The organism is Nodosilinea sp. LEGE 07088 (genome assembly GCF_015207395.1).
Lineage (GTDB): Bacteria > Cyanobacteriota > Cyanobacteriia > Phormidesmidales > Phormidesmidaceae > Nodosilinea.
The window spans coordinates 1-13,262 of record NZ_JADEWX010000162.1 but is presented as its reverse complement, the minus strand read 5'-3'; the positions used below and the strand labels follow the sequence as shown (position 1 = coordinate 13,262).

Below are 13,262 nucleotides of genomic sequence, written 5' to 3'. Positions count from 1 at the left end.
GAGATAACGCCGTAACCGCATAGCCAGCCTTGACTAATTGAGGAATCAACACCTGACCGATGGTGCCTGAGGCACCTGCAATAAAGATCTTCATGGCTAGTTTCCAAAAATGATGGTTGAACAGGGCCGTCTGCCATATTCCTTGGCGACTGCCCCAGCACTTATGGCTAGAACTCGGCTGCTACCGTTTGAAAGAACTGCTCGATATCTGAGCGCGATCGCAAGTGATAGACCTGCTGGGTTGCCTTCGCTTGCGCCACATACTCTCGATATTTGGGGGTCAGTTTGGCATGGCACAGCCGGACGGTGGGGTAAGACTTTAGCGTCCCTTTTAGCAATGAACTCCCCTCCGGCCAACCGGCAGGATGCACCCAAAGGCCGGTCAAAAATCGCTTTGTCACCCACCAGTAATGCCGCCATACGGGCATGTCGAGATACACCAGGGTATCGGCCACGTTCAATCGTTCCCAGACGGTATCCATTGACCCAAAGCCATCGACGATCCACTGGTCTTGTTGCAACAGTGCCTCATGGGCGGCCTTGAACTCGGTGTGGGGCACTTTGTTGCCACCGGGTCGGTATTGGATCGAATCGAGGGGCACCCAGAGGAGTCCGGTTATGTCCCCTAGACGTCGGCTAAGGGTGGATTTTCCGGCCCCCGTATTGCCAAATACAGCAACTTTTTTCATCGGAATTCTTTCCTTAACGCTACTCGGGTTTCTTGGCCACGATGAACAGGATCTTGGCGTTACCGATGGGCGATTGGTAATCTCCTGCTTGCCATTGGTAATCGATCGCAAATCCTGCATCCGTCAAACTGGTCTCCAAGTCTTTGACGGTGAAGACCTTGACGAGCGGGAACAGTCCGAAGGCTTTACCGATGGGGGCAATCAGCTTGAACCAAGCCATCGTATCCCCCATGCAGATGGTGCTGGTGATGAAAGCTCCGCCTGGTTGGAGCATTTTATAAACCTTGGCGATCGCGGTTTCCTTATCAGCTAGCAGGTGCAACACATTCAGGCCCAAGACAGCATCGTAAGTGCCGTCCGGGACGCTCAATTCGTCAATGCTGGCTTGCTCAAAGGTGACATTCTGGATGTTCTGTTCAGCGGCTTTTGCTTGGGCGATCGCAATCATATTGGCTGAGAAATCGATGGCGCGAATATGGTGCACGTAGGGGGCATGGTGCAGGGCCGTTGATCCGGTGCCGCAACCAAATTCCAGCACACTCATACTGGGCTGCAAATAGTCTCGTGTGACCTGCAATTTCTTTTGGTAAGCGGCTTCATCCGCGATTGGTTGTTTGGCATAGCCGTCGGCAACTTTGTTCCAAAATTTAGCTGAAGCGTTCATGACTTATGCCTCCTGACTCGTGGAGTAGGATTTGTGAAATGGATTCCGCCACCGCCAAGCCGACCAAATGATGAAGCACAGGGCAGCCATTTCGATCACCATGTGAAAGGTATCGTCCATATCGCTGGTGCCGTTGTTGATTTCAAACCCGAGGGTAATCACAGCGGCGATGATGTTGGCCCAACGGTTGGGGCTGTAGGGTAAGAGCCGGGAAAATAGCACCATCGAGATCGGTACTTCGGCCACAAAACCGCCAAACAGTAGCAGTGGTTCGGTAATTTGAAAGCCATCAATGGTCCCGGTCATCACCTGTTCAATGAAACCCGGTTCAATAAATTCGTGGATATCTCGAAAGATGACGTTGAAGAGATAAAACATCCACAGCGTCGAGAGCATCGCTTTCATCTCTATCGTCAATATCTGCTTCTGCAAATTCATGGGTGTTCTCCTGTTTGCCTGTCTGAGAGTTCTGTTCGTTTAGCCTGAGTCGAATTCACCGAGACCAGCGGCAGCCCCAAATCGCGCACCTTAATCAGCAAGCCATAGAGCGCGGCTTGATCTACCACTGGGCCAGACAATCGCGTTTCACCGTTGTCTATCAGAGCGATCGCAAATCCCTCAAACCAATCACTCCACCGCTGATCAAGGTGTCCCTTGACGTAGATTTCGTACTGGTCAAGTGGAGGCTCGTGGGTGGAACGGTGGAGTTGATTCATGGGAGTTGTCTAGCCCTCTCTAATCACGACGGTTATCAACAACTCAAAAATACGAACGGACGTGGGGAGACGCAGTCCCCAGATGTGGGGATTAGACGTGGGGATTGATGTGAGGAGCCGCTATGAAAGACTTGAGATTAGGGCTTACAGCCCTTCAACTTCTATCTAGAAGATTGTGGTTGATGACTGGATGCAAGGGACAACGGAATGTAAGGCTCAAGCAGTTGGCTGGCTTGTTGGTTTCACTTGACTCGATCAGGACTAGGATCAACGTTAATGAGCAATGCTAAGCCCTGGCGATTAGACGACCAAAGGTGACCCATGACAACGCTACTGATTCAGACGGAGAGCGTCCCCCTGACGGTGAACCTGCCAATGCCGATTGAGATGACAATGGCAGAGTTCTATGAATTTTGTCAGGCCAATCGTGATCTGCGGATTGAGCGCAGCGCCAGCGGTGAGGTGATCATCATGCCACCTGCCTTTTCAGATACGGGAAACCGTAACTTCAATTTAGCGGTGCAGATTGGTAACTGGGCTGAGCAGGATGGCACTGGGCTAGGTTTTGATTCCAGTGCTGGCTTTACGCTGCCCAATGGCGCAACGCGATCGCCTGACGCCTCGTGGATTCGGCTTGAACGGTGGAATGCACTAACAAAGGACGAGAAGGCATCCTTCGCGCCCGTTTGTCCGGATTTTGTCGTGGAGCTGAACTCATCCAGCGATACGTTGAGTGGACTGCAGGCCAAGTAGGTAGACGAATTCAGTATAGTCGCCCTCCCAAATGCTGAGAATTATCGAAGTGGTGTTGGGGCGATCGCCTGGTCTAATCCTTAACGGGTGACAAGGGCACTCAACGTCATACGGTACAGGGCTTTGAGACAATGGGGAGGACAAAAAATAGGGAGCCTCAATAGAGCTCCCCTCAATCAATATGTTTCCTGCATCCTACCAAACCACCCTTCGCACCCACCTTAGTGAAACCCAGTACTTGACCTTGCAGCTGTTGTTGCTATTGCTACAGGCTCATCGCCAGGTCAAACTCTCGGTAGTAGCCAGTGTCTTTCCTCAGCCGATTCAGTATCAAAGTCGAAAACGCAACTTACAGCGATTTTTAGCCTTACCAAAACTTACCCTCAAGGTGCTGTGGTTTCCGCTGCTCAAATATTGGGTCCGTCAAGTGCAAACGGGACGGGGGTTGAACCGCGACCAACGCCGCCGTCTGAGAACGCTCAAACATCATAAACATGGCTATTGGATTCTGGCTATCGACCGCACAGAGTGGAAAGGGCGAAATATCTTCATGGTCAGTGTGGTGTGGGGAACTCACGCCTTACCCGTCTACTGGGAGCTCTTGGGGCAGGTTGGCAATAGTGACCTGAAAACACAACAGCGACTACTCAAAACGGCCCTGCCGATGTTTAAGTCCTATCCGGTTCTCGTACTGGGTGACCGGGAGTTCCATAGTCCTAAACTGGCGGCCTGGTTGGATAAGCGAGAGGTGTCCTTTGCGCTCCGACAGAAAAAAGCGCTTCATTTCCAAACCGAGCCTGAAGGCGGGTACCGTGTGCTCAGAGAGCTGGGCTTCAAGCCAGGACAGTCTCGGTTTTATCAGGGCATTTTGTGCAATAAAGGCGATGGCCTTGGTCCCTTTAACTTAGCCGTCTATTGGAAGCGAAAGTACCGCCAACAGGGGCCTAAAGAGCCGTGGTACATCCTGACTAATTTGCCCAACTTAGCACAAGCCTTAGCGGTCTATCGGTGTCGCTGGGGCATTGAACAGCTCTTCAAAGATTGTAAGACGGGCGGCTATCACCTGGAAGATGCCAAGGTGAATGACACTCGGTTTTTGGCCTTAGTTTTGCTGATCGCCTTGGCCTACAGTTCGGCCACGATGCACGGGCAGCAGATGAAACACCTCGGGGTAGATCAGTATGCTGGGCGTATCCAAGAGCACCACGACAAGACGCCTCGACAGAGTGATTTTAGTCTGGGTCTCTATGGCCAACGGTGGATCTATGCCATGGAATTATGGGCCGACTGGGCGCTCCAACTGATAGCACTCAAACCCCATAAACAGCGCTATTTTCAGCGAGGTTTCTATGCTCTATCCTTGATTCAGCAAGCTCTTTAGGTACGTTGTCACCCGTTAAGGGTCTAATCACGATGATAGAAGGACATTGTGGGAATGAACGCCTAAATCAGATCCAACTCTATTGCTCGTTTCACCGCCGCCCGACGATTAGTGACATTGAGTTTGCTGTAAATCCGCTTGGTATGGGTGCGCACGGTGCTCAAAGCCACAACCAATTCACGGGCAATTTCGGGGCCAGACAGCTCGGTATTGAGTAATCGCAGCACTTCTAATTCCCGTTGGCTGAGGGGTTCGATGAGGGATGGGGGAGCGGAGCCCTTCGACAAGCTCAGAGGCACGGGGTTTGAGAAGGGTGCTTTGGATTGCTGTCCCCAGGATGCCGCAGCAGTTAACAGCCGTTGGGTATAAGCAGGGGTGATGTTGCGAGTCTTGATCGCCTGCAGTAGCCGCACCATCGGGGCTCCACATTCGGCAAAGAGGCGCACATAGCCCTCCGGTTCCGCTAGGGTCAGGGCGCGTTCTAGCGTCGGGATTGCCCCTGTTAAATCCGCTTTTGCCTCATACGCCAATGCTTGGACGACCAGAATTTCGATGATGCTGCCTGTGCGCTCCTGAGCTTCGGCGGCCGCCAGCAATCGAGTTAGGAGCTCCAGCGCCTGATGCATTAACGCGTCTGTGCCGTCGCGCCGATACTGAGCGATCAGGATTTGTGCCAGGGTGAGATGCTCATACTCTTGTAGATAGCTCAGCTCATCGTCTACCGAAAGAGTGCTATCGCTCACCCAGTTCAGTGCTTCAGTCAGCCGCTCCTGGCGGAGCCACAGCCGTGCCCGCAACGCCGCGATCGGGCGCACATTGGGCACGGGCATCGGCGCTTTGTAGTAGAGCTGTTCCGCCTGGTGCAACTGATCAAGGGCTGTTTCCACATTGCCCTCAGCGGCGGTCAAGCGGGCCTGCACCACCCGCCAAAGAAATTTCGCCCCCGATAGCGACGCCTGCTGACGGAGGGTTTCACCGCTTTGCCACAGTTGGCTGGCCGCCGCTAGGTCGCCCTGCTCGTAATACGCCTCGCTCAAGGCCAAATACAGTTCTGGCGTGCCGGGCAACACCGGGTCGCCCTGCTCTGCCGCCAACTGCAAAGACTGCTCACAAATCTGAATGGTTCGGTGGAGCCGTCCCTGGGCCAGGCTCATCTGCGCCAGGATCAAGGTGCCCCCAATGGCGATCTGAGGCAGGCCCATGTGCTTAAAAATGGCCAGCCCCTCAGCAAAGGAGTCATAGCCTGCTTCGGGCTTGCCGTCGGTCCAGTAGGCCAGCCCCAGTAGGGCGACGGTGGTACCGCGCTCGTATTCTTCATCTGCTGGCAACAGGGCGAGGGCCTGCTGAGCGTAAGTCACCGTGCTCGGCACATCCCTCAGTGCAGTCGCCCGATAGGCGCGGGCATTCGCGATCGAAGCCGGTAAAGACTGCAGTTGGGCTTCATCCGTGACCACCACCGCTAGCGATTCTGTGGAATCGGCAATGACGGCCAGGCATCGTTCGGCATCTTGGAGGCGGGACTCAGCGGCGTCTAGCTGGCCATCGTTTAGCAGCACCAGGGCATAGACCACGCTGAGAACAGGCCGATGTCGAATCAAGGCATCAGGCAGAGATGTGATCCAGCCGAATACCGTGGTTTCTCGCTGCCGCCGCCGCATCGTTGGCCACACTTGTTCGATGAGACCGGCCGCCCGCTCAAAATCTGGGGCCGCTAACGCATGACGAATCGCCTCAGCATACAGATCGTGCTGCTCATACCAGGCACTCGCTCGTTTGTGCAGGTGGGGGATGCGCGCTGGTGACTCTGTCAGGGCATGCGCCTGGAGCACATCGGCAAACAGGTGATGATAGCGGTACCATTGTCGCTGGTTGTCTAGGGGAATGATGAACAGGTTGCCCCGTTCTAAGGTTTCCAGCATGGCCTGGCCATCGGTTTGATGAGTAACGGCATCACAGAGATCACTGGTCAACCGTTCCAAAATGGCAGTTTGCAGCAAAAAGTGACGGACACGTTCCGGTTGTCGCTGGAGGACTTCTTCTAACAGATAGTCCACAATGTAGCGATCGTCGCCAGAGAAAGCCGTGATGAAGCCTGACAGATCTTCCCGTCTTTGCATTGATAGCGCCGCCAGCTGCAGACCGGCGATCCAGCCCTCAGTTCGTTTTTCCAAAGCGGCCACATCCGCAGCCGAAATCGTCAACCCCATCACCTGGTTGAGAAAAGCCGCCGCTTCCTCCGGTGTGAACCGCAGGTCGCTCACCCTGAGTTCGGTCAAGTCTCCGTAAGACCTCAACCGCGCTAGAGCTAAGGGCGGGTCGGCCCGGCTGGCGATGATCAAATGCATCTGGGGCGGCAAGTGGCTGAGTAAAAAGCCGATGCCGTGGTGAATAGTCTCGGTCTCGATCGCATGGTAGTCATCCAGGATCAGCACAACCTCTGCTTCTACAGCAGTCGCTTCATTGAGTAACGTCATTAAGACCGACTCAATGGGAGGGGGCTGGGGTGATTGCAGTAACGAGAGCGATCGCGTACCGATGCTTGGGTGAATATTCTGCAGCGCGGTGATCAAATAAGTCCAAAAAACAGTTTGATCATTGTCACTCGTATCTAAGGAAACCCAGGCAATGGGTCTCAAGGGAAAAGAGGTTACCCATTCTGCGAGCAATGTGGTTTTGCCAAACCCTGCTGGGGCTGAGACCAGGGTTAATTTGCGTTGTGGGTTGATGAGATCGATCAGCCTGGGGCGTGAGACCAGGTCAGCAGACCATTGGGGGCAATAGAACTTGGTCGCCAGTAGGGGGAAGTCTGAAGTGGTCGGTCTCACCGAGGCAGTCATGGATCTATAGTCATGCTTCTAAAGACCGTATGCAATCCTGGAGCCCCTAGGGGGCCATTTCCATCAAGATACTAGCGAAGTTGTAGAGCAACGGTTTCAAGAAGGCAAACAATACAGGGTGATGCCATACTTCACCACCGTATAACGGTGCCCCTACGGCCCTTCCTCAGTCGCGACACAGAGGGGTATCAATGTAAGGCGGGACAAAGGGATACCTGGTGCAACGTATCAATAAGCACTCTGTTGGGAAGAGATAAAAGGCTCTGCGGCAGCGCCCAGAGCCCGGTATCGTTACCGATACGAATTCAAAACGGCAACAATGACCTCTACTGTACGAGAGCGGCGACAACAGATGGCCGATTGTCTGAAAACGCAAGGTCGAGCGGTGCTCAGTGCGACAACTGAGACGACAGAATTGAGCCGCAGCAGTGTTCATCGCCATCAGCAGTCGCTAGTGCGGGCTGAGCAATATCGTGGGAAACAACGGTGGGGTACAGCTGGCTGGTGCGCCGGGGCATCGCGGTGGTGTATCACTTTGGGATTAAGCATGGGGTCGGGACAGAGAGCCTATTGGCATTTTTCAAAGCGATTCATCTGGACACCCATATGGGCAGTTCGGCCACAGCAGTTCGGCGGCTCAAACATCATCGGGTGGAGGCGGCTATCGTTGAGTACGGCAGAGCTTAAGCTGAGGACTGCCAACCGACTGAGGGCCAAGGGGTCTGGTTGGGGGTCTGGGGGCCGATGAACCCTTTTTTGGTTACCCACCTTGGTCTTGATGGAGTTGGCCAGTGGCTTTATTTTCACCGAAGTCGAAACAAAAGAGCGCACCTACAGCAACCTGGAAAACGCAGCTCCCACCAGAGTGGGAATCAGCCGGAAGGCGGTGTCATAGCTTGGTCAGGAACGCGCCTCGTTGCTGACCTCTTTGAGTCTGTCTAGAGTACCTTTACAGAGTTACCGATGCCTAGACGGTCTTCTTCGTCATAACAGCCCCATCCCTGGCACGGTCAACCTGTCCCGGCTTAAGTTGATACCCCAACTCTAAACATCAGTGGGCCGCAGTTTATCCATCTTCAGCCTGTCTAAATAGCGTTCTTCAATCACCTTTGAAGAATTGCCGACCCACCGGGCAATGGTAGTAGACGAGTGCCCCGCTAAAGCCTGCAGGGTGATGAACGTATCTCGGCAGTTGTAAGGGGTCATCGTGGCCCTCTCCTTTTCGTTCAATTCCAATGTGGTTGTCACGGTTGACCAGGCTCGTTGGTGGAAGTTTTTCTCGCTGATGATGCCACCTTTGGGAGCGCGAAACACTAAATCCTCTGGTTGGCATTCATCAGGCTTAATCGATAGCAGCAATTCCTGCAAACGCACAGGGCAGGTGAACCAGCGTCTGACACTGGTTTTAGTTTCTTCGCGGCGTTCCTTCTTGCCGGACACTTCCACAATGCTTTCGTGGAAATGCACTTTGCTGCAATCATCCGCTACGCTACCCCAGCGCAAGCCAATGGCCTCACAGGGGCGGCAACCTGTCCAAAACAGGAATTTCACAAAGGGTGCGTAGTGCTGATACGTCATGCCTTTGCCCTGATGGGCTTCAAAGGCTTCGATAATGCGATCGCGCTCCTCCACGGAATAGGCCACAGGTGGCAGCGGCTTGGTTGGATCCAAAGCAAGATACATACCTTGGAAAGGGTTACTCGCCACCAGCTTATGCTGGATTCCCCAGTTGCAGGCGGCTGACAGCTGCATCAGGGTGCGGCGAGCCTGGGATTGGGTGGTGGCTTTGAGCAATTCTTGACGGAACTTGAGCGGGTTTACCAACCCATCTGTCTTACACCGACCGATATGAGAGGTAACAGGATTGTAGGTGCCGTTGATCGTCTTGGGAGAAGCGTTAGGCGTCAGGTACTCCACGTAGCGTTCCCAGAGCGTCAGCAGTTTAGACCCTGATTTGGCGACCTTGCCAAGCGACCCAGAAGTGGGCTCGTGGCTACGAATCTTGTACTTCTGGTAGGTCGGGTCAAACTCACCGTACTCGATATCTCGCTGTACCTCGAAGGCTTTATCCTGGGCCGTCTTTCGATTGAGCGGCGTGTTGGATAGGCCTAGCGATACAAAATGGCGTTTCTCCCCGTGGGTGAAGACCAGCTGTAACCGGTTGTTGGAGCTACGGATTGTGACGGAGCCTGACTTGGCTTTCCGATGCCTGCGGGTGGTGGTCGAAGTCATGGCGCTTCCCCACTGGGAATCGAGGATTGAGTGCATTGTACTTTATCTCAATCTTTATCTCAATCTGGGTGTTAAACCTGCCTAATTACCACTAAAAATACCCAACGCGATTTGAGACCTGGTAGAGCCGAGAACCCCAAAACCCTTGTTAGATGGGCGAAACGCCTGTTTTTACTAGAAGCCGATGGCGGGATTTGAACCCGCGACCGCTCGATTACGAATCGAACAAGAATTGCCTTTTTGCAAGGGTTTTAAAGAATTTAAATTAGCTTAAACCCAGCTTACACCCAAACAGGATTCTTCCCCTATTTATCAGCCAATCTTGTTACTGCCAACAGGCATTGCTGGCTCCTATAAACGCTCAAAGCATTGTCTAGAGTAAGGTTATGGACGATTGCTTCTGAGGCTCCTTCACAAGCAACCCCACTCTTTCAGAAAGGCCAGCTTCAGTGCGAAGATCGTCTCCTAGATAGTGGTAGAGCACTTGACCGACGATCGAGTGGTCATCAGTAATTTGCTGCGCAAGGAGTAGGATTATGAGGCTTCAGCCAAGCTAAGCCCCCAAAATGCCTCAGTTACCCGAATCACAATCTGTATTGAACCTTTCTGAATTACAGAAGGGCTTACCAGCTATTACCCCGGCCTTTGGAGCCGCCCTCGCAGAAGCGGGTGCGATTTGCTTCAGTGAGCAGGGGCATCAGCCCGGCGTTGCCCTTGAGGTGGAAGGTAGCTTTTCAGGGGCCTTCGTGCTCTTGTGGCCCCAGGTCACCGATCAAATGCGTCGCTGCTGGAATGATCAGGATTACACCACTGAGCAGGGTGCCTATGGGGTGGCGCTGCTTTTGATCCAGAGGCTCACTAGCTTTACGGTTGTAGAGCGCTCGCGCCGAGGAACTGGCTTTGACTATTGGTTGGGGAATGTGTCCGATTCAGCTGATCTGCCTTTTGAGAAATCTGCTCGGTTGGAGGTGTCTGGCATTCGTCGGGGCGATCACCGCCAGGTTCGCTCCAGAGTTACACTGAAAGGGGCGCAGGTGCAGGCCGTAGACAGCCTCTCGCCAGCCTACATTGCGGTTATTGAGTTTAGTCAGCCTTTAGCCTGGATTGTAGAGCAATGAGTCAGGTTCAAGATATTCACCGGCAAGCAATGGATTTGGCGGAGCAGGCCGATCTTAAAAGACTGCGCGGAGATACGTCTCAGGTTCAAGAGCTGCTGCGACAGGCGTTGGAATTAGAGGCCGAGGCGGCGGACATGGTGGCCAATGATATGACAGCTGAGCCAACCCGCTCTGTCCTACATCGTAGTGCGGCAGCCCTAGCTGTCGAGTGTGGCGAGTTGTCCTTGGCAGAAAAACTAATCGCTAGGGCTTTGGCCGGTGCTCCTCCCTCGGATATTGCCGCAGAACTAAAAGACTTATTTATCCAGATCAACCTACGCAATTATCTCGATCGCCAAGGGGTGACGCTCACAGAAGATCAGTTGCAGCTTTTATCGGGCTGATTGAATGGCGATCGCCCTCAACTGGCCAACAACTCCCCCTGCCCGTGAAGGCGGTCGCACCACTGCTGAGCCAGTGCCGCCATCTCCTGGCGCTTAGCTTCATTGGCCCATAGCTCAGACCACCCCAGCTTCCACCGGCTCAGCAACCGTTGCAGGTCAACTAAGTCACTGGCAAACGCTATGTCGGTTTCCAGATTAATGCCCAGCACAGCCCACTCAATAAAGAACTGGCTCTCTCTTACCAAGTGCTGGGCCACCGACTCATCGGTGCCACTGCGAGCCAGCAGCTGAATGCGCGTCAAGTTCAGCGCCAAACTGTCGAGCTGTGTCGCCCGGTTGGCCTGGAGGTACTGCGCCTTGAGAATGTCCCAGTTTATTGCCATTGAACATTGCCCAACAGAGACTGCACAAGCTGGCGGATATCGTCCCGCATCGCTGGATCTTGGATCATCATTGAACGGTTGTTGGCGCTGGGGCGAATGTTGATCAGCGATTCATACCCTACTGTTTGGCTGAGCGGATACCAATCTGCACCCCAGATGTGGCGCTGCTGGCTGCCATCGCCTAGCAGAACAAGCTCACAGTCTGCGTGCAACTCGCCCCCTCCAGCCAGGATGCGGCGCTCAACATCTACCGCCAGTTTAATGTAAATTCCCAGCGCCTCTAGCATCTGACGCATCTGCTCAGGCTCCGCTCTCTGGCGAATGATGTGGATCATAACGCACTAGCTCATGGTGCTGAACAAGTGTACTGCTATCTATCCTTTTCGGATACACTCGCTCCTTGGTCTATGGATTTGTCCAAGCTTTCGCCATCTTGCCGGAGCCAGGCTCCAAGCCGAGTCCTGATTTAGCAACAAAACTACTGCCGTTTACGCCGCTGATTGCTCAATAGACCTTGCTGATAGGTCTGGATGGCTTTTAGGTGAGCATTTGGGTTACCCCGATTCTGTACCCAATCCTTAAGCAGGTCCAGGTTATAGCGCACACAGCGACTATTAATCCTGACCCAGTGGACCCCCTCAATCCACTCGCCATTGAGGCGATATTTCTTCAACGTCGAACCACTCAGGCTCAGACACTCCGAAGCCTGACGCTTATTGACAAAGAGCTGCATCACTCCAACCCCTGACTAAAGTACTGGGACACAATCCCTGGAGGGTGGGTAGAACCTGATTTGAAAAACTCTATGGATAGAGATGGTTAGAACAGCTAAAGACAAGCTGTCCTATTCCAACTCCATCCCGCTTTGCCGCTGTGGTCTGGGTCTGGCCACCAACGGCTGAGCCGACGGCGTCACCCGCAATTGCTGCAGCATCTTAATCACCGTTCCCTTGGCATACTGCGTCATCGGCGCAGCCGGTACTCGATTGTGATGGATCTGGTGCTGAATGTACGGGCTCTGAAGCAACAGCACCGCCACCTCTTTTGGGGTAAACCCCGCCTTGAGGCCTTGGAGCGCTACTGCATCATCCAGCTTGATGGCGGCCCAATCATTGTCCGCAAACCGTTGATAGAGTCTGGTGTAGTCGAGGTCCTCCTCGCCAATCACCTCTCGCGCCAGCGTCAGGTATTGCTGCCGGGCTTGATGTCCTGCCTCAGTTTCCGGAGTTTTGGGAGTTAGTTCCATCGTCATCCTACTTAGCTGGAGAGGCGGTTAACCCGGCAAACATGGCATCATCGACACCCACGCCTTCGAGCGGAGCAGGAGTGGCAGATCCACCGGATGGGTGACGCTGAGGCATCGCAATCGCCCCCGACTCCACCAGATTCAACATAGCCGCTGTCACCGCCTGCTGAATCATTTCCTGCAACTGCTTGTCTTGAGACATGCTCTCCGTCTTGGGCGGCTCTACCCCAAAGGTGCTGCTAATCAGCGCCATCTGATGGGCTAACGCCTCCATCGCTTCTCGGGCCAGGGCCTGGAGGTCTTCCTCGGTGGCATCGGTACACGCCTGGTAGGCAAACGGCTTCCAAAACGCCGACATCGCATCTAACCCCTTGTGCTTACCTTCTCGGCTCGACATCAGCGGATTGTCGATCAGGTAGCGAAATACCACCCCAATCGCCATCTCCCGGTCAGCATTGTAGGCAAACTGAATGCGCTGGCGGTCGCTTTTGGTTCCCGTCCCGGCTTTGCGTGGCATGACCGTCTCCTCTAGGTGGCAACCGGCGTCGATGAGCCGATCAGTCCTAAGAATAAACCATAACCATCCGCCATTCGACCGGCCAGGCTGGGATTCTGGCTAAATTCAGGCAGAGAGCTAACCACATTGGTTAAGGCGGTGTCGGTACCGTCGATGAACTCTACTCGCCCCAGCGATCGAATGTCGTCAAAGAAGTCCACCAGCGGCTCATAAATGATGCGAGAGGCTCCACCACTGATCACCACATCTACCGAATGCTCTGTCATCCGCTTCAGCAGGTTATCGCGCAGATAGGTCATCACAGCTTTGCGGTAGAGGGTTTGAACGGCAGAAACAGCCTCTG

Annotated in this window: 16 protein-coding genes and 1 pseudogene; 5 read left to right on the top strand and 12 right to left on the bottom strand. The window is 53.9% G+C overall.

Features of this window, described 5'->3' with window-relative positions; genetic code table 11:
* Positions 1–167: 167 nt before the first annotated feature.
* The 4 genes from IQ254_RS24860 to IQ254_RS24845 are packed head-to-tail and all read right to left on the bottom strand — an operon-like array spanning position 168 to position 2,069.
* Complete coding sequence (locus IQ254_RS24860; RefSeq protein WP_193968848.1) at positions 168–689, bottom strand: adenylate kinase; 522 nt, start codon at positions 687–689, stop codon at positions 168–170.
* A gap of 19 nt (positions 690–708) precedes the next feature.
* Positions 709–1,353, bottom strand: coding sequence for a class I SAM-dependent methyltransferase (locus IQ254_RS24855; protein ID WP_193968847.1), 645 nt, complete (start codon positions 1,351–1,353; stop codon positions 709–711).
* 3 nt (positions 1,354–1,356) lie between these two features.
* Positions 1,357–1,791, bottom strand: coding sequence for a DUF6326 family protein (locus IQ254_RS24850; RefSeq protein WP_193968846.1), 435 nt, complete (start codon positions 1,789–1,791; stop codon positions 1,357–1,359).
* Positions 1,788–2,069, bottom strand: a complete 282-nt coding sequence (locus IQ254_RS24845; protein ID WP_193968845.1) for a hypothetical protein — start codon at positions 2,067–2,069, stop codon at positions 1,788–1,790. Before IQ254_RS24845 ends, IQ254_RS24850 begins: the two co-directional genes overlap by 4 nt.
* 321 nt (positions 2,070–2,390) lie before the next feature.
* Between IQ254_RS24845 and IQ254_RS24840 the strand changes: the two are divergent.
* Together IQ254_RS24840 and IQ254_RS24835 are read left to right on the top strand one after the other, a co-directional pair.
* Positions 2,391–2,813: pseudogene (locus IQ254_RS24840) on the top strand (Uma2 family endonuclease); the annotation flags it as partial.
* Between the two features lie 190 nt (positions 2,814–3,003).
* Complete coding sequence (locus IQ254_RS24835) at positions 3,004–4,203, top strand: IS4 family transposase (protein ID WP_193968843.1); 1,200 nt, start codon at positions 3,004–3,006, stop codon at positions 4,201–4,203.
* Between the two features lie 62 nt (positions 4,204–4,265).
* Here IQ254_RS24835 and IQ254_RS24830 read toward each other — a convergent pair whose 3' ends face one another.
* Positions 4,266–7,040 (bottom strand): LuxR C-terminal-related transcriptional regulator, encoded by a 2,775-nt coding sequence (locus tag IQ254_RS24830; protein WP_193968842.1) that lies wholly within the window; start codon positions 7,038–7,040, stop codon positions 4,266–4,268.
* Positions 7,041–7,526: 486 nt separating this feature from the next.
* Between IQ254_RS24830 and IQ254_RS24825 the strand changes: the two genes are divergently transcribed.
* Positions 7,527–7,727, top strand: a complete 201-nt coding sequence (locus IQ254_RS24825; RefSeq protein WP_193968841.1) for a hypothetical protein — start codon at positions 7,527–7,529, stop codon at positions 7,725–7,727.
* A 357-nt stretch (positions 7,728–8,084) separates the two neighbouring features.
* Here the strand turns inward: IQ254_RS24825 and IQ254_RS24820 are convergent, their stop codons facing one another.
* Positions 8,085–9,272, bottom strand: a complete 1,188-nt coding sequence (locus IQ254_RS24820; RefSeq protein WP_193968840.1) for a DUF3596 domain-containing protein — start codon at positions 9,270–9,272, stop codon at positions 8,085–8,087.
* Positions 9,273–9,838: 566 nt separating this feature from the next.
* Between IQ254_RS24820 and IQ254_RS24815 the strand changes: the two genes are divergently transcribed.
* Positions 9,839–10,390: a hypothetical protein gene (locus tag IQ254_RS24815; RefSeq protein ID WP_193968839.1), complete on the top strand. Its 552-nt coding sequence runs from the start codon at positions 9,839–9,841 to the stop codon at positions 10,388–10,390.
* The gene (locus IQ254_RS24810; protein ID WP_193968838.1) at positions 10,387–10,773 is read left to right on the top strand and encodes a hypothetical protein; all 387 of its coding nucleotides are present in this window, start codon (positions 10,387–10,389) and stop codon (positions 10,771–10,773) included. The genes IQ254_RS24815 and IQ254_RS24810 overlap by 4 nt, the downstream gene beginning before the upstream one ends.
* Before the next feature lie 17 nt (positions 10,774–10,790).
* Here IQ254_RS24810 and IQ254_RS24805 read toward each other — a convergent pair whose 3' ends face one another.
* The 6 genes from IQ254_RS24805 to IQ254_RS24780 all read right to left on the bottom strand — a co-directional run.
* Positions 10,791–11,156 (bottom strand): hypothetical protein, encoded by a 366-nt coding sequence (locus IQ254_RS24805; RefSeq protein WP_193968837.1) that lies wholly within the window; start codon positions 11,154–11,156, stop codon positions 10,791–10,793.
* Entirely contained in the window at positions 11,147–11,491 is a 345-nt protein-coding gene (locus IQ254_RS24800; protein ID WP_193968836.1) for a DUF5674 family protein, read from the bottom strand. The genes IQ254_RS24805 and IQ254_RS24800 overlap by 10 nt, the downstream gene beginning before the upstream one ends.
* A gap of 143 nt (positions 11,492–11,634) precedes the next feature.
* Positions 11,635–11,889, bottom strand: a complete 255-nt coding sequence (locus tag IQ254_RS24795) for a hypothetical protein (RefSeq protein WP_193968835.1) — start codon at positions 11,887–11,889, stop codon at positions 11,635–11,637.
* A gap of 111 nt (positions 11,890–12,000) precedes the next feature.
* The gene (locus IQ254_RS24790) at positions 12,001–12,402 is read right to left on the bottom strand and encodes a hypothetical protein (RefSeq protein ID WP_193968834.1); all 402 of its coding nucleotides are present in this window, start codon (positions 12,400–12,402) and stop codon (positions 12,001–12,003) included.
* Between the two features lie 7 nt (positions 12,403–12,409).
* The gene (locus IQ254_RS24785; protein ID WP_193968833.1) at positions 12,410–12,919 is read right to left on the bottom strand and encodes a hypothetical protein; all 510 of its coding nucleotides are present in this window, start codon (positions 12,917–12,919) and stop codon (positions 12,410–12,412) included.
* Between the two features lie 11 nt (positions 12,920–12,930).
* The coding region (locus IQ254_RS24780; RefSeq protein WP_193968832.1) for a hypothetical protein at positions 12,931–13,262 on the bottom strand (332 nt) is incomplete at its 5' end.

What these genes read in the sequence shown, in the direction of transcription:
- IQ254_RS24860 (WP_193968848.1), bottom strand. Translation starts at nt 689, where the DNA reads ATGAAAAAAGTTGCTGTATTTGGCAATACGGGGGCCGGAAAATCCACC.
- IQ254_RS24855 (WP_193968847.1), bottom strand. Translation starts at nt 1,353, where the DNA reads ATGAACGCTTCAGCTAAATTTTGGAACAAAGTTGCCGACGGCTATGCC.
- IQ254_RS24850 (WP_193968846.1), bottom strand. Translation starts at nt 1,791, where the DNA reads ATGAATTTGCAGAAGCAGATATTGACGATAGAGATGAAAGCGATGCTC.
- IQ254_RS24845 (WP_193968845.1), bottom strand. Translation starts at nt 2,069, where the DNA reads ATGAATCAACTCCACCGTTCCACCCACGAGCCTCCACTTGACCAGTAC.
- IQ254_RS24835 (WP_193968843.1), top strand. Translation starts at nt 3,004, where the DNA reads ATGTTTCCTGCATCCTACCAAACCACCCTTCGCACCCACCTTAGTGAA.
- IQ254_RS24830 (WP_193968842.1), bottom strand. Translation starts at nt 7,040, where the DNA reads ATGACTGCCTCGGTGAGACCGACCACTTCAGACTTCCCCCTACTGGCG.
- IQ254_RS24820 (WP_193968840.1), bottom strand. Translation starts at nt 9,272, where the DNA reads ATGACTTCGACCACCACCCGCAGGCATCGGAAAGCCAAGTCAGGCTCC.
- IQ254_RS24815 (WP_193968839.1), top strand. Translation starts at nt 9,839, where the DNA reads ATGCCTCAGTTACCCGAATCACAATCTGTATTGAACCTTTCTGAATTA.
- IQ254_RS24810 (WP_193968838.1), top strand. Translation starts at nt 10,387, where the DNA reads ATGAGTCAGGTTCAAGATATTCACCGGCAAGCAATGGATTTGGCGGAG.
- IQ254_RS24805 (WP_193968837.1), bottom strand. Translation starts at nt 11,156, where the DNA reads ATGGCAATAAACTGGGACATTCTCAAGGCGCAGTACCTCCAGGCCAAC.
- IQ254_RS24800 (WP_193968836.1), bottom strand. Translation starts at nt 11,491, where the DNA reads ATGATCCACATCATTCGCCAGAGAGCGGAGCCTGAGCAGATGCGTCAG.
- IQ254_RS24795 (WP_193968835.1), bottom strand. Translation starts at nt 11,889, where the DNA reads ATGCAGCTCTTTGTCAATAAGCGTCAGGCTTCGGAGTGTCTGAGCCTG.
- IQ254_RS24790 (WP_193968834.1), bottom strand. Translation starts at nt 12,402, where the DNA reads ATGGAACTAACTCCCAAAACTCCGGAAACTGAGGCAGGACATCAAGCC.
- IQ254_RS24785 (WP_193968833.1), bottom strand. Translation starts at nt 12,919, where the DNA reads ATGCCACGCAAAGCCGGGACGGGAACCAAAAGCGACCGCCAGCGCATT.